Origin of the sequence: Rhizobium sp. BK418, from assembly GCF_004341105.1 — a bacterium.
In the GTDB taxonomy this organism is placed as follows: Bacteria; Pseudomonadota; Alphaproteobacteria; order Rhizobiales; family Rhizobiaceae; genus Rhizobium.
Map to the genome: position 1 here is coordinate 235,905 of NZ_SLZK01000007.1, position 23,334 is coordinate 259,238.

Consider the following 23,334-nt stretch of genomic DNA (forward strand, 5'->3'; position numbering starts at 1 on the left):
TCCACGCCAGCTGCCCCCGCGAATCGTTGTCGCAATCGTCATAAATGCGCGATAAGGCTTTGAGGCTGCGGTTGTTTTACGAGGAATGCATGGTCATGGAAATTTCGCTCTCGGAGGTCCGAGGGCTGGTTGGTACGGAAACAGGATTATCTGACTGGATTCTCGTCGACCAGAAGATGATCGATGCTTTTGCTGAGGCGACTGGCGACCATCAGTTCATTCACGTCGATCCCGTCCGTGCAGCAACCGAAAGCCCTTTCGGCGGCACCATCGCTCATGGCTTCCTAACGCTCTCGCTGCTATCGACGATGAACTACAATTGCCTGCCCAAGGTGCGCGAGCAGACGATGGGCATCAATTACGGCTTCGACAAGGTCCGCTTCATGTCGCCGGTCAAGAGCGGCACGCGCATCCGCGGCCACTTCGTGCTCTCGGACGCCCGTTTCCGCGGCGCCGGCATGCTGATGACGACCTATGACGTCTCGATCGAAATCGAGAACGAGAAGAAGCCGGCGCTGACCGCCCGCTGGATCACCATCATCCAGTTCGATCCGAAGGATCGTCCGGAAGACGCATAAGATTCTTCGCGAGCCTTAATGGCCGGCATCCTCAGCACCTTCGGCCAGCAGCCCGAAGACATAGTCCGAAAACGACCGCCAGCATTCCACCCGGAACGTATCGTCTTCAGTACGGAAAAGGACGATCTCGGCCTTACCGAAGATCGTCCGCGTGCAGGCGCCCACCGGGAAAATCTCCAGAGAGAGATTCTGCGGGCAGCCGGCAGACAGCGTAGCCTCTGCACCCGGTCCGGAAACAATGATGCCTACATTGCGGTGGGAGACATCGACGGCCGAATGCAGAACTCCGGCACCGGAAAGAAGCGCAGGGAGATCCGAACCAGCCTCATCGATAACGAGCCACTCGTCCGGCCCGAGCCAGAGCGCCGAACGTCCTTCAGCACGGCCGGAAGTCTTGGGCATCGTGGGCAAATCCAGCCCCAGCGCGGAAGAAAGTGCCGGTACGGAATCAGCCGGCGCGCGCAGCGAAATGCGGCTTGCCGTCGGTGTGACCGTCAGGCGCGCCGTGGCCGAACCGGCAAGGAGACCGAAGAGAGCCGGCTTGCGAATTGCGACTTCAGCCATGGATACGGCCTCCTTCCTTGTCAAAGAACACCAGATCCGTCACCTCGACCGGAATGGTCCGATCCGGCATCGGCACATAGAGCGTTTCGCCCATCAGATTGCGGCCACCTTCAACCAGTGCAAAAGCAATCGAGCGGCCGCAATTTTCCGACCAGTAGGCCGAGGTCACGTGACCGAGCATCGTCATTGGCTTGGGCTGGTTCGGATTGGCGACGATCTGCGCACCCTCTTCCAGCACCAGCTTCGCATCCTTCGTCACAAGACCGACGAGTTGCTTGCGGCCTTCCTTGACGAGATCGGGGCGCTTCAACCCGCGAATGCCGACGAAATCCGGCTTTTTCTTTGAGACCGCCCAGGAGAGCCCCGCATCGTCGGGCGTCACCGTGCCATCCGTATCCTGGCCGACAATGATGTAGCCTTTTTCGGCGCGCAATACATGCATGGTTTCCGTGCCATAGACACAGGCACCGAGCGGCTCGGCATTCGACCAGACGGCCTCCAGCACCGACTGACCGTAATCGGCCGGGACGTTGATTTCGAAGCCGGTCTCGCCAGTAAAGGAAACACGGAAGAGGCGCGCCGGAACGCCAGCCACCTTGCACTCGGCAACACTCATATGCGGGAATGCTTCGTTGGAAATATCCAGACCTTCGACCAACGGCGCCACGATCTCGCGCGCCTTCGGCCCCTGTACCGCAATAACGGCCCATTGCTCCGTCACAGAGGTCAGCCACACCTTCAGATGCGGGAATTCCGTCTGCAGATAGTCTTCCATGTGGTTGAGAACGCGCGGCGCCCCACCGGTTGTGGTCGTCACGTGGAAACGGTCTTCCGTCAGACGACCAACGACGCCATCGTCATAGATGAAGCCGTCTTCGCGCAGCATGATGCCGTAGCGGCATTTGCCCGGCTTCAGCGTATCCCAAGCGTTGGTGTACATGAGGTTCATAAATTCCGCGGCATCCGGCCCGACGACCTCGATCTTGCCGAGGGTCGAGGCGTCGAAGATACCGGCGACCTCGCGTGCCGTGCGGCATTCGCGGGCAACGGCCTGATGCATCGTTTCGCCGGCGCGCGGATAGAACCAGGCGCGCTTCCAGTTCCCGACATCCTCGAAGACTGCGCCTTTCGCTTCTTCCCAGGCATGCAGCGGCGTCTTGCGCGTCGGGTCGAACAGCGGCCCCCGGGAATGCGAGATCAGCGCACCATAAGTCACTGGCGTATAGGGCGCGCGGAATGTGGTGAGACCGACCTGCGGAATATCCTTGCCAAGCGTTTCGGCGGCGATCGCCAGACCATGCATGTTGGAAAGCTTGCCCTGGTCGGAGGCCATGCCGTTCGTCGTGAAGCGCTTGATATGCTCGATCGAATGCATCCCCTCGCGCACAGCGAGGCGGATATCCTTGGCGCAGACATCGTGCTGGAAATCGATGAAGGCCTTCGCATTCGTGTCCGGCCCGGCGCCTTCGGCAGCACCGATCATGCCGCCCGTCCAATCGAAGGCCTGCTCGACGGAAATCCCGATCTTGCCGCCCGGCTCTCTGCCGACGGCCTGCGCCATCAGTTCACCCGCAGCAAGCGACTCTTCGACGGTCTGTTGCAGTCCGTCCGTGCCGTTGCACGCACCGACGGACAGGCAATCCTGCGCATAGGTGCCGGGCAGGAAACGCTGCGTCCCAGCATCGAAAGCGACCTTGCCCCGCGACTGCGAGAAGAGATGAACGGAAGGCGTCCAGCCGGCACAGACGAGCAGTGCATCGACGCTGATCTTGCGCGGCGAACCACCGCCATTACGCGCTACCGTCATCGAGGAAATGCGAAGAGCACCTGATGTGTTGACGACTGACTGGCCGGTCAGCACGTCAATGCCGAGCGCACGGGCCTCGGCAAGCACTGCCGCCCCAGGCGTCTGCCTGCTATCGACGATGGCGGCGATCGATACACCTGCCCGCTTCAGGTCGAAAGCGGCCTCGTAAGCGGAATCGTGGGCGGTGTAGACGCCCACCTTCTGGCCGACGGCAACGCCATAGTGATTGAGATACATGCGGCCGGCTGAGGCGAGCATGATGCCCGGCCGATCGTTGTTCGGAAACACCATATGCCGCTCGATCGCACCGGTCGCAAGCACGACGCGCTTGGCGCGGACCTGCCACAATCGTTCGCGGGGCAGGTCACGGGCCGGACGAGCGATATGATCCGTGACCCGTTCGACAAGGCCGACGAAATTGTGGTTGTAATAGCCGAAGGCCGTCGTGCGGGTCAGGACCTGCACATTGTCCATTGCCTTCAGCCGTGCAAGTGTCTTCTGCACCCAGGCATAGCCGTCGAGCCCGTCTACTTTCACACCGGTATCAAAGCGCAGAGCGCCGCCGGCCTCCGCCTGCTCATCGCAGAGGATGATTTTCGCACCGGCCTCGGCAGCGGCCAATGCTGCCGAAAGCCCGGCGATGCCCGCACCGACGACAAGAATATCGCAATGGGCATAACGGCTGGCATAATGATCCGGATCGGCTTCGGTGGGAGCAACTCCCAGGCCGGCAGCGCGGCGGATCATTGGCTCATAGACATGCTTCCAGGCCGCCCGCGGCCACATGAAGGTCTTGTAGTAGAAGCCGGCCGCGAAGAACGGCGAGAAAAGATTGTTGACGGCACCGACATCGAAGGAAAGCGAGGGCCAGCGGTTCTGCGAGGCCACGATCATGCCGTCGAAGACTTCCTGCACGGTCGCTCGGACGTTCGGCTGCTTCCGGGCGCTGTCGCGCGCAACATCAATCAGCGCATTCGGCTCTTCGGCACCGGCCGAAAGAATGCCACGCGGGCGATGATATTTGAACGATCGGCCGATGAGATGTACGCCATGGGCAATCAGGGCCGAGGCAACGGTATCGCCTTCGAGCGCCGTATAGCTCTTGCCGTCGAAGGTGAAGCGCGCGGTTTTGGCGGGCGTCAGCCGGCCCTTGCCGGCGATACGGTTTGCACCGCTCATTGCGCCTCTCCTTCCACAGCTTCATAGGTTTCCACCGGCGCATGCGGTTCGGCCGCAGTTCCGATATCAGGCTTCGGCTCGCCGGCCTTGTAGGTCATGATGAATTTGTCGCTCACGGTATCGCGAGCCGCGTTGAAGAAGCGCCCGCAGCCATGTATGTGCCGCCAGCGCTCGAAGATCAGACCTTTCGGATTGTCGCGCAGGAAGAAATATTTCTCGAATTCCTCATCCGAGATCGAGGCAATATCGGCCGGCCGGGCAATGTGGGCATCGCCGGCGCCGCGGAATTCGAGCTCCGAGCGCTCTTCCTGACAGTAAGGGCAGTAGATCAGCAGCATGTTGTCCTCGCGTCAGTGCGCAACGGCGGCAGCAGCCGCCTCGTCGATCAGCCGGCCGGTGCGGAACCGCTCCAGCGTCAGCCCGGCGTTGAACTTGTGCGGTTCGTCGCGGGCGATCAGATGGGCAAAGAGATTGGCCGAACCGGGAGTCGCCTTGAAACCGCCGGTACCCCAGCCGCAATTGACGTAAAGTCCGGGAACCGGAGTCTTCGACTGGATAGCCGAACGATCAGGCGTATTGTCGACGATACCGCCCCACTGGCGCATCATCTTCACGCGGCGGAACATCGGAAAGAGCTCGCAGATCGCATCGAGCGTATGCGTGATGATCTGCAGACCGCCAGTCTGGGAATAGGAATTATATTGGTCCGTGCCTGCACCGATGACGAGCTCGCCCTTGTCGGACTGCGAGATATAGGCATGCACGGTGTTCGACATGACGACACAGGGGAAGATCGGCTTCAGCGGCTCGGAGACCAGTGCCTGCAGCGGGCTCGATTGCAGCGGCACGCGCACATCCGCCATCTTCATGACTGTCGTCGTGTGGCCGGCGGCCGACACGCCGATCTTCTTCGCGCCGATGAAGCCTCTGTTGGTCTCGACGCCGGTTACGCGTCCGTCGGGACCACGGCGGATGCCGGTGACTTCACAATTCTGAATGATGTGGACGCCGCGGTCGGAGGCCGCGCGCGCATAACCCCAGGCAACTGCATCGTGGCGCGCCGTGCCGCCGCGGCGCTGCAATGCGGCCCCATTGATCGGGTAGCGCGCCGTCGCCGAAATATCGAGCGGCGGGCAATAGGCCTTGGCCTGCTCCGGCGTCAGCCACTCATTGTCGATGCCGTAGAGCCGGTTGGCGTGGATATGCCGCTTGAAGCTCTGCATGTCGTGCACATTGTGCGACAGCATCATCACACCGCGGGGCGAATACATGACGTTGTAATTGAGCTCCTGCGACAGCCCCTCCCAGAGCTTCATCGAGTGCTCATAAATGTGCATGCTCTCTTCGTAGAGATAGTTGGAGCGAATAATGGTGGTGTTGCGGCCGGTATTGCCCCCGCCGAGCCAGCCTTTTTCCAGGACCGCCACGTTGGTGATGCCATGTTCTTTGGCGAGATAGTAGGCCGCGCCCAACCCGTGCCCGCCGCCGCCGATGATGATCACCTCATATTCGCGTCGCGGCTCCGGCGAGGTCCACTGTTTTTCCCAGCCCCTGTGCCCGCGCAGAGCCTCCCGCGCTACGGCAAAAACCGAATATTTCCGCATCCGCCATCATCTCCTTCAGGCAAAGGCATTTTCGTCGTGGCCATACAAATCGCAAATCGAAATGCGGCACAACGGTTCTTTTGCGACGTGAAAGAGCTTTTGTTTTGACACGACGCCAGGTGCACCGCGACCATTGGCTGCTATCTTCCTTCGCAGGTGCGGCATAATCCTTTTCTCACCCAACAGGGCAGGCAGAAGCGCCCAGTCGAAGATGCTAATATTCCTTGTATGTGGGGTGTTAGATGTTGGGTTGGCGCTGCATATGGATCGCGGGCTTCTGCCTTGCGCTGTCAGGCGCATGGCCTACACACGCAGCCGAACCCGTCGGTCAGGCAACCCTCATCAGAACCGAAGTGACGGGACAGAGCGGTCCGATTATCGTCAATGACGAGGTCCATCGCGACGAGCGCATCCGCACTTCCCAATCGGGGCTAGGCCAATTCATATTCCGCGACGGCACCAAACTGGCCGTCGGCTGGGGTTCTTCCGTCGTCATTGATAAATATGTGTTCGACGACGACGACTCCGTCAAACGTCTCTCGATCAAGGCGGCCAAAGGCACGTTCCGCTGGGTCAGCGGCAACTCGAAATCCTCTGCCTATCAGATCCAGACACCGGCCGGCACGATTGGCGTACGCGGTACCGCCTTTGATTTCTATGTCGGCCCCGACGGTACGACCGCCGTGGTGTTGCTGAATGGCGCGGCCAGCTTCTGCGGTCCAGGCGGCTGTCGGCAATTGCAGCAGCGTTGCGATTGCGTCATTGCACGGCCGAACGGCAACATGACGGATGCGCAACCCGTCAACAGTAGCGTGCTGCAGAGATTGGGCAACCAGCGCGCCCTCCCTTTCCTCTCTGGCAATCAAAGTCTGACAGGCGGCCTTGGCCTGCTCGGCGGTTGCCGGATGGCTTCAGTCGTGCCCGAGCGCAAAGACCGGCTTCGCGAAGAACCCCGTCCGCGAAATCCGGAGCCCGCGCCGCCTCCGCAACCATTGAAGCAGGATGATCCGCCGAAGCAACAGCCGGAAAAACCGGACCACGATAAGCCGCATCATGACAAGCCCCACCATGACAAACCTAGGGATGGCTGGCACGGTTGGCACGGCTGGAAGGATAGGGACGATAGAGACGACCACGATTACGATCATGGAAGACCGGACCGGCACGAATGGTCCGATCATGCGGACAGACACGACGACAGGCCAAACCACACGGAAAGGGCAGATCACAATCAGGATAGGCCTGGCAGGCAGGACAGCAGCAGTGGTGAAAGCCAGACGACCGACAACCAGCAGAGCGCGGGAAGCGACCGGGATCGTGATCGGGATCGTGGCCATGACCGGGATCATGGCTGGGGCGGAAACGGAAGCCGGAACTGGAGCGGCGGCTGGAACCGTAATCGCTGACTGACTATTCAACGGCCTGCTGTTCCGGTAGGCCTATATCCTCGCGGAAATGATCGCTCCTGCCGGATATCCGCTCGTAAAAATCGACGAGACCGGGCAAGACCCGTACCCCCGAGAGCTTTGCGGCGCCGATCAGCTTGCGGCTGTTCCTCGAACGCAGGCGCAGAGCGCTCATTACCTCCTCATGAATGAGATGCAAGGCACCAAATTCCGGCGACGCCGCGACCTCCTCGTCGCCGATCACGGCAAAAATCTGCGTTCGGCTGCTCTTGCCCTTGAGCGGAATGGCTCCTGCCTCCAAAAGCGCCGCTCCACTCTGCATCCGCGCCGTGCTATCGGAGATCAGGATATCGAAACCGAGGTCCTTGCAGCAGGATTCGATGCGGGCCGCGACATTCACGGCATCGCCAACCGCCGAATAGTTGAAGCGGGTCTTCGCCCCCATATTGCCGACACAGGCAAGCCCGGTATGGATGCCGATTCCGATCCTCACCTGCCGGTCGCTCCCGAAACCGAAAGCATCACGGGCGTTCAGTTCGGCAAGCGTCTCTCGCATGGCGAGTGCCGCTCGCAGTGCCTTTGCGGCATGATCCGAAACATCGACCGGTGCGTTCCAGAACGCCATGATGGAGTCGCCGATGAACTTATCGAGTGTCCCTTCGTTGCCTACGACATGCCGGCTCAGGGCATCGAGCAATGTATTCAGAAACTGAACAACGGCGATCGGCGTCAGTTGCTCGCTGATTTCCGTGAAATTGCGGACGTCGACGAACATCATGGTGAGCTCGCGCTCGTCCCCGCCGAGCTTCAGCGCGTCGGGCGTATGTTCGATCCGGTGGAGCAGCGAAGGCGAGAGATAGTGGCCGAAGGCGCGCCGAACTTCCCGCCGTTCCCTGTCGATGACGAGGATGCGGAATGATGTCGCCGCAAAATGCGTGATGGACCCGCTGACGATCGGCGCCAGCGGATCGAAGAGCAGACCGGCATAAAGAAAGCTGAACCACGAAGCGGCGAGCGCCATCACGGTGATTGCCAGGCCACAGACCAGCGCTACGGCCGGACTGACGAACGTCGTGATGATGACCAGAAGAAAACCGAGCACGGCGATCGAGAGGATCTCCAGCCCATCGGCCCAGTCGGGTCGTGATAGGTAACGACCCGAAAGGATCTGCTCGACGGTCTGTGCCTGCAGAGAAACACCCGGCACATTTTCTCCGAGCGCAGTGGTGCGGATATCCTGCAGCCCGACCGCGGAGGTGCCAACGAAGACGATGCTGCCTTGGATCTGAGCAGCGACATCTGGAGCCACTCCGTCGGCAGCAAGGAGCTTTCGAGCCGAGATATAGCGCTCCGCCCGGTTTGGCGTCACATAAAGCCAGATTTCTCCCGCGGCAGTCAGCGGTACGATGAAATCGCCGATCTTTGCCGAGGTGATGATCCCGGCGTGATCAGGCGCGCCGGCCACCACATAGGTCGAGGCCCCCTGCGCCACCCGCAACGCTTCAATGGCAAGATTGGGATAAAACTGTTCGCCATCGCTAAGGAACAGCGGCACTGCACGCACGACCGATGTGGGGCTGCCCGGGTTGAGACTGACATGGCCAAGTCCCGCGGCATTGGCCTCCAAACCCGGCCGGAGCGGTGTCGAGGCGGCAAGATGCGGAGGTGCGGCCAGCGGGCTTTCGCCGGTAAAGGCAAAGCCCGCTTTTACCGGCGGCTTGTAATTGCCCTCGTTGGAAAGCCCGAAGCCGAGCACGACAGGCTTTTCTTCGATCGAGCGAGCGAATATCTCGTCATTGTCAGGCAAGTGCGCCGCGAGCGATGGATCGACGCCCTCCACCTCCTGGATGACGTTGCGCGGCGACATCCGGTCAGGCTCGGCGAAGATGACGTCGAATGCAATGGCCGCCGCCCCCATATCGGCGAGGCGGTCGATCAAAGTCGCCAGCCTGTTGCGCGGCCAGGGCCATTGACCGAACTCCCGCAGGGAGGCTTCATCGATATCGATCACCCGGACTGGCATCGCTTCAAAGCTACGCGGCACGATGCGCTGATACTCATCGAAGGTGACATCGCGGATCTGCCTCAGCACCGGCGGATCGCTTGCTCGGAACATCGTAAGCGCAGCTACGATGATCAGGCCGATCATCACACCGATCTGCTGCAATCGCGTCATGATTTGCCGACCTCCCCTCGGGGCGGCTCCGAGAGCGGTCCCGCCGCAAGCACGCTACGCCTGTTTGACGCCAAAGACCATTCGCTCACGCTCACAAGCTAAAAAACAAAGTCGACAGCAATGCAGAAACCGACATCGATACCGGCAAAGCACTTTCATTGAGATGTAACCGCAACACCGTGTGAAATTACTTCCAGATTTGGTCCTGGCTTTCGGCCCGACCTTGAAGTGTCGGCCTTGCCCCGCACGCGACGAAATGGTTCTGTGTTTTAGGGGCTTTAACAATTCGATCATTGTCGAGGGATGCGCCATGGCAGATCCGCAAGGAGGGACCACGGCAAGAACTGCGGAAAATTCGGCTTTCATCGCGCGCAGAAGCGGCTATTGGCTGGTGGTCGTCGTGCTGGCGATGCTAGCCGGACTGCCGCTTGCCGTCTGGCTTGATATCAGCGACCTCTCCGAAAGCGCCCTGCGCCGGCAGGCGCGGGACATGAGTTCGCTCGTCACAAGCATCCGCTCCTATTATTCGGCGAATGTGGTCGGCCGGGTGCTTGCTGCCCATCAGGCAGGTGACGTCAGCGGCACGGTCGTCTCCCACAACTATGCCAATATTCCAGGCGCCATTCCGCTGCCGGCAACGCTTTCACTCGAACTCGGAGACGTCATCAAGGAACAGCAGGCCAATATTACCTATCGCTTCCTCTCCGACCTGCCCTTCAAGAATCGTGCGCCCCATGATCTCGACAGTTTCGAAAAGGCGTCGCTGACCTCTCTGCGCGCCAATTCCGCCCAGACGTTGACCGATCTCACACGCGTCGGATTCACTGATACGCTGCGCCTCGTCACGCCTGTCATCATGGGCCAGGCGTGCGTAGCCTGTCACAATACCCACCCAGAAAGCCCGAAGAAGGACTGGAAGGTGGGCGATGTGCGCGGCATCCAGGAAGTCATCATCCGTCAGCCCTATGCGAGCAACATTCTCGCCTTCAAATATCTCCTCTGCTACTTTCTCTTCGTCGCCATCATCGGTATCAGCTTCATCATCCTGCAGCGCCAGCAGACCCGCGCCATCCACAGCGCCAACCGTGACCTGGAAGCTGCAAACGAATTCCTCGCCAGCGTTTCCCTCAAGATTTCTCGCTACCTGTCGCCGCAGATCTACAAGAGCATCTTCAGCGGCCAGAAGGATGTGGTCGTCCACACAGAGCGCAAGCGCCTGACGATCTTCTTCTCCGACATCAAGGATTTCACCGCGACGACGGAGCGCCTGCAGCCGGAAGCGCTGACGGAGATGCTGAATGAATATCTGACCGAAATGTCCGCGATCGCACTCAACCACGGCGGCACGGTGGACAAGTTCATCGGCGACGCCATGCTGGTGTTCTTCGGCGATCCTGAGACCAAGGGACCGGAAGAGGATGCCAAGGCATGTCTGCGCATGGCGGTGAACATGCAGCGCAGGCTCGGCGAACTAAAGGACCGATGGCGCAGGAACGGCACCGAGGAGCCCTTCGTCGTGCGGATGGGAATCAACAGCGGTTACTGCAACGTCGGCAATTTCGGCAGCAACGACCGCATGGACTATACGATCATCGGCGCTGAAGCGAACCTCGCCGCGCGCCTGCAAGCGATCGCACAGGGCGGCGAGATCGTCATCAGCTACGAAACCTACGCACTCGTGAAGGATATCGTCGATGCTCACCCCCTGCTGCCGATCACGATGAAGGGAATCCAGCGGGAGATCGTGCCGTACGCAGTGGATGGGCTGATGCTCGGCACCGATCATAAGAGCCGCATTCTGAGCGAGCATCTGGCCGGCCTGGACCTGCATCTGGATGTGGCTCGGCTTGAGCCTGCCGACCGTTCCCGCGTGATAGCGGCTCTGAAGGAAGCGATCGCCGCACTGGATGAAACCAAGCCCGAGACGCTGCGCTCCTAACGTCGTATAATGTTCGCCGTCATTTTTCCGCTCATTCGCATATCCCGTCTGGACTTCACTTCCTCGATCTGCTATCCCGCATCACCAATCGCAAGGCTGCGGCCGCGCGAACGTTATTTTTTTGCCCCAGGCGCTGCGCCGCCTCCCGGCATCAACCAAACCAAAGGAACGTGATTCTCGTGCAGGTACTTGTCCGCGATAACAATGTCGACCAGGCTCTCCGCGCTCTCAAGAAGAAGATGCAGCGCGAAGGCATTTTCCGCGAAATGAAGATGCGCGACTATTACGAAAAGCCGTCGCAGAAGCGCGCTCGCGAAAAGGCCGAAGCTGTTCGTCGTGTTCGCAAGCTGGCCCGCAAGCGCGCTCAGCGCGAAGGTCTGGTTGCACGCTAAGGCGGTGCCGTCGTTTTTTCGACGTTTTCAGATGCATGTGTGGCGGGGGCGATAGGTTTCGCCGCCGCCTTTTTTAATTTGCTGCTGAAGATTGCATATCCGCCCTATCGGATATGGTGCATGGGGGAAGCGAGCCCGAATGGCTGTCATAACGTTCAATCCGTCCCGCTCGTTGCGTTCACAGAAATCCGCCGTGTTTGCCTCGCTGGCGCTTGTCGCTGCGTTGGGCCTCGCTGGCTGTGAGACGAGCAATACGTCGGATGCTGTGATCCGCATCGACAAGGCACAGGGCTCACAGGAAAATATCGCATCGCTGACGGCCGTCATCAACGCCAATCCGCGCGATCCCGAAGGCTACAATGTCCGCGGTTCCGCCTATGGCCGCGCCGGCGAATTCCGCAAGGCGCTCGATGACTTCAACACCGCACTGCAGATCAACCCGCGCTTCTTCCAGGCATATGCCAACCGCGCGCTGGTCTACCGCAACATGGGCCAGCAGCCGCAGGCGGTCGCCGATTACAATGCTGCCTTGCAGATCAATCCGAGCTATGATGTCGCCTATATCGGTCGCGGCAATGTCTACCGCATGGCTGGCCAGGACGATCAAGCATTCAACGATTTCTCAAAAGCGATCCAGCTCGGCACGACAGATGGCCGCGCCTACCACAATCGCGGCCTGATCTATCAGAAGCGCAATCAGCAGGATAAGGCGATCGACGATTTCTCCAAGGCGATTTCGCTCTCGCCGAATTCGCCGGAGCCCTATAATGGCCGCGGCATTTCCTATATCGCCCTGAACGACGACGACAATGCGTTCGCCGATTTCAACCACGCGATCGAGCTGAATGGCAACCTGGCCGAATCCTGGGCAAACCAGGCTCTCGTCTACGAGCGCCGCGGCGAGAAGGACAAGGCGATCCGCTCCTACCGCCATGCTGTCGGCCTCGATCCGAAATACCAGCCGGCGAGAGACGGACTTGCCCGCGTCGGCGGCACGACCGGCTAACGGGAGAGGCAAAAGGTGACGACGATGCCAGCGAAACCGCATGTGATCGTCGTCGGCGCTGGCATTATCGGCGCCTCCATCGCTTGGCATCTCACACGCAAGGGCGCAGCAGTCACCATCATCGGCGAGAAGCTTGGCGGCGTGGCAACCCCCTGCTCCTTTGCCTGGATCAATGCAAGCTGGGGCAATCCCGAATTTTATTTCCATTTCCGCCGCCGGGCGATGGCCGAGTGGAAGCGGCTGGTGCGCGAGCTGCCTGACCTGCCGCTTGTCTGGTGCGGCGGCCTCTGCTGGGATATGCCGCCGGCCGACCTGGAAGCCTATGCCGATGAACATGGCCGCTGGGGCTACGGTATCCGCCGGCTGAACCGGGAAGAAAGCGCGCTGCTCGAACCGCGTCTCACCGAATATCCGGATTTCGCACTCCATGTCGCCGAAGAAGGCGCGGTCGAGCCCGTCGCTGCGGCACGCTTGCTGCTCGCTGATGCCGAAGCGCATGGCGCGAAATTCATAACTGCCACAGTCAGCGGTCTGCTGCAAAGCGGCGGACAAATCGTCGGCGCTGTCACGTCGGAAGGTGTCTTCGCAGCCGATCATGTCGCGCTGGCCGCTGGTGCAGGCACAGTTCCCATCGCTGCCTCGGCCGGAATAACATTGCAACTCTCCACGCCGGCCGGCCTGATTGTGCACTCCCACCCTGTCTCGAAACGCTTGAACGGGCTCGTCATAACACCGCGTCTGCATATGCGCCAAACAGCGGAAGGCCGCATCATCGCCGGAACGGATTTCGGCGGCGGCGATCCCGGCGAAGACCATCAGGCAAGCGCTGCAGAACTCTTCGCGCGAATGAAGGCGCTGATCATAGATAATGACGATTTGAGGCTCGATTTCTTCACCGTCGGCTATCGCCCGACACCATCCGATGGTTTTCCCATCGTTGGTAATGCCGGACTGCCAGGTCTCTACGCCGCTGTAATGCACTCTGGTGTCACACTTGCTCCGCTAGCCGGCTTGCTTGCTGCCGATGAGCTTCTGTCAGGCAAGAGTGACGAAAGCCTCGCACCCTTCCGATTGCAACGCTTCGCCGGCGCAAGGCAGTCAATAGGAAAAAATTGACGATTTTACACCTGACTATTTTAGTAGGTTGCAACCAAATGCCCTGCCTCCTAACATGAGCTTGCTTTAATAGCGGGCTATTGGGCGGTACGAATCTGAGAGGCGTTTGCGAGCGATGCGGATTCTTGCTTTCGTGATATCAGGCAAAACCGATCTCCCGCAGCACCCAGCCCTGACAGACCGGGGGCGGCATCGATGAAATTTGCCGCGCGTCTTTTCCCGAAAGCGTCGATCGGAACATATCTCGTCGCTATGGCCGTAGCGATTGCGCTGCCGATCTTCGCCTTCGTTGCTCTTCTTCTCATGCAGCTGGAAGACAATCAGCGCTCCACGCTGAAGCGCGAAACCGCGCAGGATGCGTTAGCCCTGTCACGGACCATCGATCGCCAGCTACAGGATATGGCGACGACATTGCGGCTGCTATCCTCCTCTCCCGAGCTGGAACGCGGCGACTATAAATCTTTCTACAATCGTACGGAAACAGCGCTTCGCGGCGATATGCTCTACGTGATCGCTGTGGACAAGGCCGGGCAGCAATTTCTCAACACCCGTCGCGACTTCGGCACCCCGCTTGGCAAGACGACGAATCTTGCAGCTCTCAACGCTGCCATGAAGTCTGGCCGGATCGAAGCCTCCGACGTCTTCATGGGTGCAACGAGTGGCACATGGGTCTACAACGTCACCCTGCCGCGTGACCAGGATCCCGTCGCCGCATTGATCATCACCCAGAATGCCAGCGACCTTGCAAAACTCGTTACGACCGAAGGCCTTTCCTCGGGCTGGTCGGCAGCGGTGATCGATCAGGGTGGTCACGTCGTCGCGAGCCGCGGCCCCGCCAATCTCCAGCCCGGCGAACCCTTCGACCCGCGCATTCTGCCTTCGCTCGTCGCTTCCAGCGGCGTTTTCGAAGATAGCGATATCCTCCCACATGCCATGTTGGGCTATGCACAGATTCCCGGCTGGTCCTGGAAGACGGTGGTATGGGGACCGATCGCCACAGCGCAGGCGCCGATCCTTAGCACTTGGCGTTTCCTGCTGATTGGCGGTCTCGTACTGCTGCTCGTCGCCTTACTTGCGACCTATGCCGTTGCCCGGCAGGTCCGATCCACGATTCGTGAAATTGCCGATATGGCGAACCGGCTTGGCGACGGCCATATTGTCTCGCCGGTCGAAACCAGCGTTATCGAGGCCAACCAGGTGGCGATTGCGCTTTCCAACGCCTCTTTTGACCGCAGCCAGAGTGAGGATCGGCTACGCTTCGTCATGCACGAGCTGATTCATCGCACCAAGAACTTGCTGACGCTTGTGCTCGCCATGATGCGTCAGCTTTCAAAGCAATCCGACAACGTCGAGACATTCCGGCTGGCCGTCGCCCACCGCCTTGAAGGGCTGGTGCGCTCGATCGAGCTTCTGACAGGCGAACAATGGTCCGGCGTTTCGCTGCGCCGGGTGATCGACATTCATCTTCAGGCCTTTCCACAGGCCCGCGAGCAGGTGGAAATCGTGGGTATGGATTTCATTCTCAAGCCCGATGCCGTTCAGAATCTCGGCCTGGCACTGCATGAACTTGCTACTAATTCGGTAAAATACGGAGCGCTATCCCTGCCCCAAGGCCGTGTGCGTTTCGAATGGCAGCCGGCTGAGGACGACATGCTGTGTTTCACCTGGACTGAAAGCGGCGGTCCGATCGTCAAACCGCCGGTGCGTACCGGCTTCGGCACCACCGTCATCAAGGCGCATGCCGCCGCCGCTTTTCGGGGTAAAGTCGATGTCGACTTTCGCCCGGAAGGTCTCGTCTGGATCCTCACAGCCCAGCGCGGGATGATGGAGCGCGAGTAGCGCAACCGGAACAACCATTGCAACCGCCCGTTTTGAACAGGTCATTCAGAAGGAGAAGGACCATGTTCAAGCAAACCCTGATTGCCGCGGCAGTCGTTGCGGTTGCAGGCTGGGCCGGCTCGGCCACGGCAGCCGACTATACGTCGCTGGGACGGCTCGTCTGCGGATCGGATGGCGGGCAGGGGCTGATCGTCACGTCTGAAAAGAACCTGATCTGCACCTATACGCCTGCGTCCGGCGGCCCGAAGGCGGTCTATGCCGGCAAGATCGGGAAATTCGGCATTGATGTCGGTCAGACTGGCAAGAGCGTGATGATTTGGCAGGTGCTCGCTAAGACCGGCACCGATATGCCTGAATTTGCGCTCGCCGGCGAATATTACGGCGTCGGCGCGGATGCCAGCCTCGGTGCCGGCGGAGGTGCCAAGGTCATTGTCGGCGGCACTAACAAGGCGTTCATGCTGCAGCCACTGAACCTGCAGGCTCAAGAAGGTCTCAATCTCGCCGTCGGTGTCGAGAAGATGACGCTGGTGCCGGGCGAAATCTGATCGCTCGCCTCGAATAGGAAGCCCGCCGAAGCGGGCTTTTTGATGAGAGTATTTCAGCAAAAATATGCTGCAATTTTGCGCCTGGGAATTGCATGAAAGCAACGAGATCGAGCATTTCTGACATTCGAAGAAAACCTGGAAATGCTCTAGTGGGCGATCGCCTTATTGATCTCTTCGGTCACCTTCTTGGCATCCCCGAGCAGCATCATCGTACCGTCCTTGTAGAACAGCGTGTTGTCGATGCCGGCGTAACCCGAGCCGAGCGAGCGCTTGACGAAGAGGCAGGTCTTGGCCTTGTCGACGTCTAGGATCGGCATACCGTAGATTGGCGAGGACTTGTCGTCTCGCGCCGCCGGATTGGTGACGTCGTTGGCGCCGATGACATAGGCGACATCGGCTTGCGCGAATTCCGAATTGATATCTTCGAGTTCGAAGACTTCATCATAGGGCACATTGGCCTCGGCGAGCAGCACGTTCATATGGCCCGGCATACGGCCGGCAACCGGATGAATCGCGTACTTAACCTCGACACCGTTCTTCTTGAGATTGTCGGCGAGTTCCCGCAGCGCATGCTGCGCCTGCGCCACCGCCATGCCGTAACCAGGTACGATGATGACTTTCGAGGCATTCGCCATCAGGTAGCCCGCATCCTCGGCCGAGCCGAGCTTGACGATCTTCTCTGAATTATCCGCGGCGCCAGCTGCCGTCTCGCCGCCAAAACCGCCAAGAATGACGGAGATGAAGGAGCGGTTCATGCCCTTGCACATGATATAAGACAGGATCGCACCCGATGAGCCGACCAGCGCACCTGTGATGATGAGCGCTAGATTGCCAAGCGTGAAGCCGATGCCGGCCGCCGCCCAACCCGAATAGGAATTCAGCATCGAAACGACAACAGGCATGTCTGCGCCACCGATCGGCACGATCAGCAGCACGCCGAGGGCCAACGACAGTGCTACCACCGCCCAGAAGTCGAAATGGCTTTCGGTCACGGCAAGCCCGATGACGAAGAGCACGATCAGCACAAGCAGGGCAATGTTGATCAGATGCCGGAAGGGCAACAGGATCGGCTTGCCGGACATGCGCCCGTCGAGCTTCAGGAAGGCGATGATCGAGCCGGTGAAGGTCAGCGCACCGATCGCCACGCCAATCGCCATTTCGATGCGCGCCTCAGTGTGGATCTGGCCGATTTCGCCAATCCCGAAGGCATCAGGCGTATAGAGCGCCGATGCGGCGACCAGAACTGCAGCAAGGCCGACCAGCGAATGGAAGCCGGCCACGAGCTGCGGCATCGAGGTCATAGCGATGGTACGGGCGATATAGGCGCCGGCGCTGCCGCCGATAGCAAGGCCGAGAATGATGAGCACGAAGCCGCCGAAGTTCGGCATTGCCAGAGCCAGCGTCGTGAGGATCGCAATCCCCATGCCGATCATGCCATAGAGATTGCCCTTGCGGCTGGTGGCCGGATGCGAGAGCCCGCGAAGCGCCAGAACAAAAAGGACGCCGGAGACGAGATAAAGGAAGGCTGCGAGATTGGTCATCGGCCCCTCACTTATCCTTCTTGCGGTACATCGCCAGCATGCGCTGCGTGACGAGAAAGCCGCCGAAGATATTGACCGAGACGAGCACCAGCGCCACGAAACCGAAGCCGGTCGCAAGCCCGCTGGTCGAGATACCGACCGCAAGCAGCGCACCGACGACGATGACGGAGGAGATCGCGTTGGTGACAGCCATCAGCGGCGTATGCAGCGCAGGCGTTACAGACCAGACGACGTAATAACCGACGAAGATCGACAGCACGAAGATCGCGAACTGGAAGACGAAGGGATCGATTGCTCCGCCAGTTGCAGCACTCGCCGCTTCAGGTGCCTGGGCGGCAGCGGTGACGACCGCGGTGACAGCCTGGTCGAGCTGTTCCAGCGCCTTGTCCATTGCTTCACTGGCCATCAGTTATCCCCGTTCTTGGCGCCGCCGAATGCCGGATGCACCACGTCACCGGCATAGGTCAGCATGGTCGCCCTAATGAGCTCGTCTTCGAGGTTGAGCACCACCGTTTTCGTTTCCTTGTTCACCATCGTCTCCAGGAAGGTGACGAGGTTCTTGGCATAGAGCGCCGAGGCACTGGCGGCCACGCGACCCGCCATGTTCGCAAAACCGATGACTTTCACACCTTCAACATCGGTGACCTTGCCCGCAACAACGCCTTCGATATTGCCGCCGCGCTCGACCGCGAGATCGACAGCGACCGCGCCCGGCTTCATCGAGGCCAGCATGGCGCGCGAGACGAGCCGAGGTGCGGGACGGCCGGGAATGAGCGCGGTCGTAATGACGATATCCTGCTTGGCGATGTGGTCGGCAACCAGTGCCGCCTGCTTCGCCTGATAGTCGGCCGACATTTCCTTGGCATAGCCGCCGGCCGTTTCCGCTGCCTTGAATTCGTCATCCTCGACAGCGATGAATTTGGCGCCGAGCGAGGCGACTTGCTCCTTGGCGGCCGGACGCACATCTGTTGCCGAAACGGCAGCGCCGAGGCGGCGGGCCGTTGCGATGGCCTGGAGGCCGGCAACGCCTGCCCCCATGACGAAAACCTTGGCGGCGGGAATCGTGCCTGCTGCCGTCATCATCATCGGCATGGCGCGATCGTAAACGACGGCGGCCTCGATGACGGCCTGATAGCCGGCAAGATTGGCCTGGGATGACAGAACGTCCATCGACTGTGCGCGGGTAATGCGCGGCATCAGCTCCATAGCGAAGGTGGAAAGGCCAGCGCGCGCCATCGCGGCAACCGCCTCGTCATTGCCATAGGGGTCCATGATGGCGATCACGACGGCACCGGCCTTGTAGCCGGTGATTTCGCTTTCGCTTGGCCGGCGGACCTTGAGGACGACATCGGCGGACGCTGCATCCGCGAACGTGCCGATTGCAGCACCCGCGGCCTCGAACTCACGGTCTGGGATGCGAGAGAGCGTTCCGGCGCCCGCTTCGACGATGACATCGAAGCCGAGCGACTTCACTTTCTTGACAGTTTCAACGGACGCAGCAACGCGCGTCTCATCACCCGTGATTTCCTTTGCTACGAAAACAATATTGGCCAACTGCCCCCTCCTCCGGGTCAGCTGGGCCGTGACAGGCCGCTTGCCTGCACGGGCCAAGCATCTACATCACAAGTTCGGAAGACCGTGTCTTCCCGCAGGACCGCGCTTAGCGGAGCAGGAAGATGCCGGCGACCAGGATGATGAGGAAGACGAGGATGCCGCCGAGGAAACCGGCACCGCCGAAGAAGCCGGCAGTCATGGCAAGCATCAGGGCAACAAGAACCATCGTGCCGTATTTCGTGCCGGCAATGAACATGTTGTAGGTTTTCTCATGTTCGTTGTAGTCCATCGGCGCGCCGGTCTCGACCGGTCCGGTATGATGTTCGGCCATGAATATCGTCTCCCTCAAATGCCTTAGCGCTGCCTGATTCCCTCACCTCGGTGAGGCAAATCCCCTGCCCGCAGGGATTACACAATGACGGGCAAAAGCGCAATGCATGAGAATGCCGCAGGAACGCCTCGCAGTGACCTGATCCGGACGAAACAGCGACCTCAACGGCCGGATGAAACGAGGTCCGACGACAGATGAAGTTTTCGACTGTCGCCCGCACCTCATCTACCCTGACGGGCATCGTCTCTTTATCGCGAAGAAGGAGAAATCACAGCGGCAGATCGGTACCAAGTTCGCCTGGGGGCACGAAACGCGCCGTCGGAATGATGGTGAGCGGCGGCAGCGTGTCGTTCGGGTTGCGCGAAAACATCATGCGCTGCTCGCTAGCGCTGGAGATGAAGAAGGGATAGCGCGTCAACAGCTTGCGCCCGACCTCGACCACATTCGTTGCCATCAGCGTCACATCAACCCCGTAACTCTCCGCCAGTCGGCCGGGCACAATGGTATCGGCATAGAAGACCCGCTTGTAGAAGGCTGCGTGTGGGGGCCGGACGGACTGAATAACGCGGTCAGCCCGGAAATACGCTGCCGCAACGATGGCGGGTCTCAACGTCAGATAGGGAACCCATGGCATGTTAGCTGTGAGTTCCGGATCAGCCGCGAAACGCGCCGGATCGATCAAGGTCAGCCCGGCGTCCAGAAGGTCATCCATCGCCTCGGGAAAGGCCTCACCAGACCGACTGATACGATGATCCGGCGTCACATAGTGAATTCGGATCGTACTGACCAGTTCGCCATAATAGTAAAGACCGAAAATATAGGCATGGCTGTCGAAATCGACATCGTCCAACAGGCCTTCCGGGGCAAGCGACAGCGCGCCATGCGCCTTGTAGGCCTTGTAGCGCAGCCGCTCCACCTCCTCCATATCTTCGCTGCTTTCGACACGTCGATATTCGACGCGATCCAGAATTTCCAGGACTTTCCTGCTGAAATCACCACGCGTAAAAAGTGTATCTGACATTTTCTCGATCCGCTTGTTAACGGATCATTAATCATACGCCAGCACATGGGAGCAAGAAAAACTGAGAATTTGCGTTAAATTTAAATTGTTAAGGTTAACGAAGCGCAAGATTTGCAGAGGATAACCAGCCAGTAGCAGGCAGCTCAAGCGACCTTGTGGCGGCGGCGCTGGACGGTGCGGCGGCCGATGCCCTGTTGCAGCAGTGTGATGTTCTGGGAAGGCACCGGCGGCGAGAAAACGTAGCCCTGCACGAGATCGGTGCTGCGGTGCTTGTTGAGCAGCGCCAGCTGCTCCTCGGTCTCCACACCCTCGATGACGATCTTGAGGCCGAGTTCGCGGGCGAGATTGACGGTGCCGCGCAGGAGCTTCAGGCGGCGGCTATCCTCGACGATGTTGCGCACGAAGGAGCGGTCGATCTTGACGATATCGAGCGGCAGCGTGTCGAGATAGCTGAGGCTGGAGAAGCCGGTGCCGAAATCGTCGATGGCGATGGTGATGCCGCGAGACCTGAGTTCCGCCAGGATGGCGCGCACCGCCGCCGGTTCGTCGATCAGGCAGCTCTCGGTAACTTCGAGATGCAGCCGCGCCGCGGCGAGGCCGGAATGGGCAAGCGCATCGGCGACAACTGAAAGGATGTCAGCATCGCGCAGATCCCGCGCCGAAAGGTTGACCGAGACGGCGATGTGTTCCGGCCAGGTCACGCATTCGCTGCAGGCCTTGAACAGCACGAAACGAGTGATGTCGGAGATGATACCCATATCTTCGGCGAGCCGGATGAAGACGTCGGGTGGGATCGATCCCTTCTCCGGATGGACCCAGCGCGCCAAGGCCTCGGCACATTCGATCCGCGAGCCGTCGGCTCGGAACATCGGCTGGAAGACGAGATGCAGCGCATCTGCAGCTACGGCCTCACGCAAATCCGCCTTGAGCTTCTGCTGCTCAATATAGCGGCCGTCCATTTCCTGCTCGAAGCCGGTGATACCACCCTTTAAGCGCGACTTGCTTTCGAACAGTGCCAGATCGGCCTTGACGCTCCATTCGTCCATAGCAAAGGCGTCGCTCTCAAGAACGGCGTAGCCGGCGCTGAGGGAGATGAGGAAGGTTACTTCGTCGACTTCATACTGCCCCTGGACCGCTGCATGCAGCTTGCGAATTTCGGCGTCCAGCACCTGCTTGTCGCGCGCATGCGGGAAGAACAGGATGAACTGATCGCCCATCAGCCGGCCTACGATCGCGTTGCCGGCAAGTTCCTTGACCCGCATGGCGATTGCACACAGAAGGTGGTCGCCAGTCACATGACCCCGCATGTCGTTGACATGCTTGAACTCGTCGATATCGAGGATCATGAAGCCGAGAGGACCACGCTTTTTAGAGTGTCTGGTGAGGTACTCCTGCACGCGCTGGCCGAAATATTCGCGGTTCGGCAGACCCGTCAGTGCGTCGAAGCGCACCATGTGCAGGATCTTCTGCTCGGCCTTCACGCGGCTCGAAACGTCTTCGAAAATCAACACGGCGCCGCCATCCGCACGCCGGCTCGCGGAAAATTCGAGCGACAAACCCTCGGGGAAATGGATGAGCGTGCGCGATAGGTTACCTTCGGCGACCTGTGTCAGCTGCCGCAGGATCAGCTCCGGCTGGGACGCATCCATGAAGCTGTAGCGCGCGCCATAACGCAACACTGCGCCCAGATCGCGATCCTTCAGCCGATCCGGTGCGCCGATCTTAAGGAGCTCGCAAGCCTTGCGGTTGATGACCTGGATCCGGTTCTCCGTATCGACCATGACGAGGCCGTGCGGCATGTTGTTGAGCGCCGTATCGAAACGGTCGGCGATGATGGTGATTTCCCGGCGCGCAATGACGTTCTCATAGAGAAACTCGCGCACGCCGTTCGCCATGGCCCGCGTCGTCAGCCAGAAAGGAATGAGGAAAATCGAAAGCACGCCGCGATAGAAATCCATCGCCAGGAGGCTGCCGACGATCATCGGCAGACAGCAGAAGAGCGTCTGGAGGTCGACCGCGAAGCGCGAGCCGTAGTTGCGGCCGACGACGGAAACCATCGTCGCCATGGTGACAGAAATGCAGGCAAGCTCCGCAAAGGAATCATGCACGACGAAGATAGCATAGCCACTGGCGATGCCGAGGAGCGCGGTGGTGCAGGCTCCGCTAGCAACGAGAATCCGCTCCCAACGCTCGATTCCGGCGTGCGACAGGCTCTGCTTATCGACGCGATCGAATTGCCGGAAGATGACCATGCGAGCGCTGAAGACCAGAAGGAAGGCGACCGACAGCAGGATGTAGATGGAGTATTGCGTCTTGGCAGCCACGGCAAGGCACGTCGCAACATGCACAATTACGCCAACAAGAAGCGTCATGCGGTTCCCGGAGAGAGAACTCACAAACGACAGATACACATCCTTAGGGACCCTGTTCGGGTTATGTGGCTTCATCCATACTTTCCCTGTGCGCGGGAAATGTAAACTGAACCCTTTAAAAATTGATTTCAAACGGTTCAAACATTTGGTCAATTTTTCTAAAACCGTAAGGTGAACAGTACACTAAGAACGCGACAATGCAGCTTTATCGCGAGGTTTATAGAAAAAATATCCGCGTCAAAGTTGCGAAAACTTTTAAAGGGATCACAGCCCGTAACTGCATAAGACTATCCTCCTAGGCGGGCCATTTCTCCTTTCAATTTCAAAAACCCTGGGTTACACCGGCTTTAGAGGGAGAACTGCC

Annotated in this window: 19 protein-coding genes; 8 read left to right on the forward strand and 11 right to left on the reverse strand. The window is 59.7% G+C overall.

What is annotated here, in order from left to right; all coding sequences use genetic code 11:
* The first annotated feature begins 89 nt into the window (after positions 1-89).
* Entirely contained in the window at positions 90-578 is a 489-nt protein-coding gene (locus EV281_RS25510; RefSeq protein WP_132657055.1) for a MaoC family dehydratase, read from the forward strand.
* A 15-nt stretch (positions 579-593) separates the two neighbouring features.
* Here EV281_RS25510 and EV281_RS25515 read toward each other — a convergent pair whose 3' ends face one another.
* Genes EV281_RS25515 through EV281_RS25530 form a run of 4 tightly spaced genes read right to left on the reverse strand, consistent with a single transcriptional unit; the run spans position 594 to position 5,732 of the window.
* Positions 594-1,142: a sarcosine oxidase subunit gamma gene (locus EV281_RS25515; protein ID WP_132657056.1), complete on the reverse strand. Its 549-nt coding sequence runs from the start codon at positions 1,140-1,142 to the stop codon at positions 594-596.
* Entirely contained in the window at positions 1,135-4,128 is a 2,994-nt protein-coding gene (locus EV281_RS25520) for a sarcosine oxidase subunit alpha (protein ID WP_132657057.1), read from the reverse strand. The genes EV281_RS25515 and EV281_RS25520 overlap by 8 nt, the downstream gene beginning before the upstream one ends.
* Positions 4,125-4,466 (reverse strand): sarcosine oxidase subunit delta, encoded by a 342-nt coding sequence (locus EV281_RS25525; RefSeq protein ID WP_132657058.1) that lies wholly within the window; start codon positions 4,464-4,466, stop codon positions 4,125-4,127. The genes EV281_RS25520 and EV281_RS25525 overlap by 4 nt, the downstream gene beginning before the upstream one ends.
* Before the next feature lie 12 nt (positions 4,467-4,478).
* Positions 4,479-5,732, reverse strand: a complete 1,254-nt coding sequence (locus EV281_RS25530; protein ID WP_132657059.1) for a sarcosine oxidase subunit beta family protein — start codon at positions 5,730-5,732, stop codon at positions 4,479-4,481.
* 242 nt (positions 5,733-5,974) lie between these two features.
* On the opposite strand from EV281_RS25530, the gene EV281_RS25535 reads away from it, so the two are divergent.
* Entirely contained in the window at positions 5,975-7,138 is a 1,164-nt protein-coding gene (locus EV281_RS25535) for a FecR domain-containing protein (RefSeq protein ID WP_132657060.1), read from the forward strand.
* Between the two features lie 4 nt (positions 7,139-7,142).
* Here EV281_RS25535 and EV281_RS25540 read toward each other — a convergent pair whose 3' ends face one another.
* A complete protein-coding gene (locus EV281_RS25540; RefSeq protein WP_132657061.1) occupies positions 7,143-9,314 on the reverse strand; it encodes an adenylate/guanylate cyclase domain-containing protein in 2,172 nt (723 codons plus the stop codon).
* Positions 9,315-9,624: 310 nt separating this feature from the next.
* Here EV281_RS25540 and EV281_RS25545 point away from each other — a divergent pair, with 310 nt between their 5' ends.
* From EV281_RS25545 to EV281_RS25570, 6 genes are all read left to right on the forward strand, one after another.
* Entirely contained in the window at positions 9,625-11,253 is a 1,629-nt protein-coding gene (locus tag EV281_RS25545) for an adenylate/guanylate cyclase domain-containing protein (RefSeq protein ID WP_132657062.1), read from the forward strand.
* A gap of 179 nt (positions 11,254-11,432) precedes the next feature.
* Positions 11,433-11,645: a 30S ribosomal protein S21 gene (gene rpsU / locus EV281_RS25550; protein WP_003585885.1), complete on the forward strand. Its 213-nt coding sequence runs from the start codon at positions 11,433-11,435 to the stop codon at positions 11,643-11,645.
* Between the two features lie 139 nt (positions 11,646-11,784).
* Positions 11,785-12,651, forward strand: a complete 867-nt coding sequence (locus tag EV281_RS25555; RefSeq protein ID WP_132657063.1) for a tetratricopeptide repeat protein — start codon at positions 11,785-11,787, stop codon at positions 12,649-12,651.
* A gap of 24 nt (positions 12,652-12,675) precedes the next feature.
* On the forward strand, positions 12,676-13,767 hold the full coding sequence (locus tag EV281_RS25560; protein WP_132657064.1) for an FAD-dependent oxidoreductase: 1,092 nt from the start codon (positions 12,676-12,678) through the stop codon (positions 13,765-13,767).
* A gap of 195 nt (positions 13,768-13,962) precedes the next feature.
* A complete protein-coding gene (locus EV281_RS25565; RefSeq protein ID WP_132657065.1) occupies positions 13,963-15,606 on the forward strand; it encodes a sensor histidine kinase in 1,644 nt (547 codons plus the stop codon).
* A gap of 62 nt (positions 15,607-15,668) precedes the next feature.
* On the forward strand, positions 15,669-16,151 hold the full coding sequence (locus tag EV281_RS25570; RefSeq protein ID WP_132657066.1) for a DUF992 domain-containing protein: 483 nt from the start codon (positions 15,669-15,671) through the stop codon (positions 16,149-16,151).
* A gap of 146 nt (positions 16,152-16,297) precedes the next feature.
* On the opposite strand, the gene EV281_RS25575 is transcribed toward EV281_RS25570, so the two are convergent.
* The 6 genes from EV281_RS25575 to EV281_RS25600 all read right to left on the reverse strand — a co-directional run bounded on the left by EV281_RS25575 (position 16,298) and on the right by EV281_RS25600 (position 23,045).
* A complete protein-coding gene (locus EV281_RS25575; RefSeq protein WP_132657067.1) occupies positions 16,298-17,692 on the reverse strand; it encodes an NAD(P)(+) transhydrogenase (Re/Si-specific) subunit beta in 1,395 nt (464 codons plus the stop codon).
* 7 nt (positions 17,693-17,699) lie between these two features.
* Positions 17,700-18,098 (reverse strand): proton-translocating transhydrogenase family protein, encoded by a 399-nt coding sequence (locus EV281_RS25580; protein WP_132657068.1) that lies wholly within the window; start codon positions 18,096-18,098, stop codon positions 17,700-17,702.
* Complete coding sequence (locus EV281_RS25585; protein WP_132657069.1) at positions 18,098-19,246, reverse strand: Re/Si-specific NAD(P)(+) transhydrogenase subunit alpha; 1,149 nt, start codon at positions 19,244-19,246, stop codon at positions 18,098-18,100. Before EV281_RS25585 ends, EV281_RS25580 begins: the two co-directional genes overlap by 1 nt.
* Before the next feature lie 106 nt (positions 19,247-19,352).
* Positions 19,353-19,577: an aa3-type cytochrome c oxidase subunit IV gene (locus EV281_RS25590; protein WP_132657070.1), complete on the reverse strand. Its 225-nt coding sequence runs from the start codon at positions 19,575-19,577 to the stop codon at positions 19,353-19,355.
* A gap of 268 nt (positions 19,578-19,845) precedes the next feature.
* Positions 19,846-20,598: a hypothetical protein gene (locus tag EV281_RS25595; RefSeq protein ID WP_132657071.1), complete on the reverse strand. Its 753-nt coding sequence runs from the start codon at positions 20,596-20,598 to the stop codon at positions 19,846-19,848.
* Positions 20,599-20,741: 143 nt separating this feature from the next.
* A complete protein-coding gene (locus tag EV281_RS25600) occupies positions 20,742-23,045 on the reverse strand; it encodes an EAL domain-containing protein (RefSeq protein ID WP_132657072.1) in 2,304 nt (767 codons plus the stop codon).
* Between the last annotated feature and the right edge of the window lie 289 nt (positions 23,046-23,334).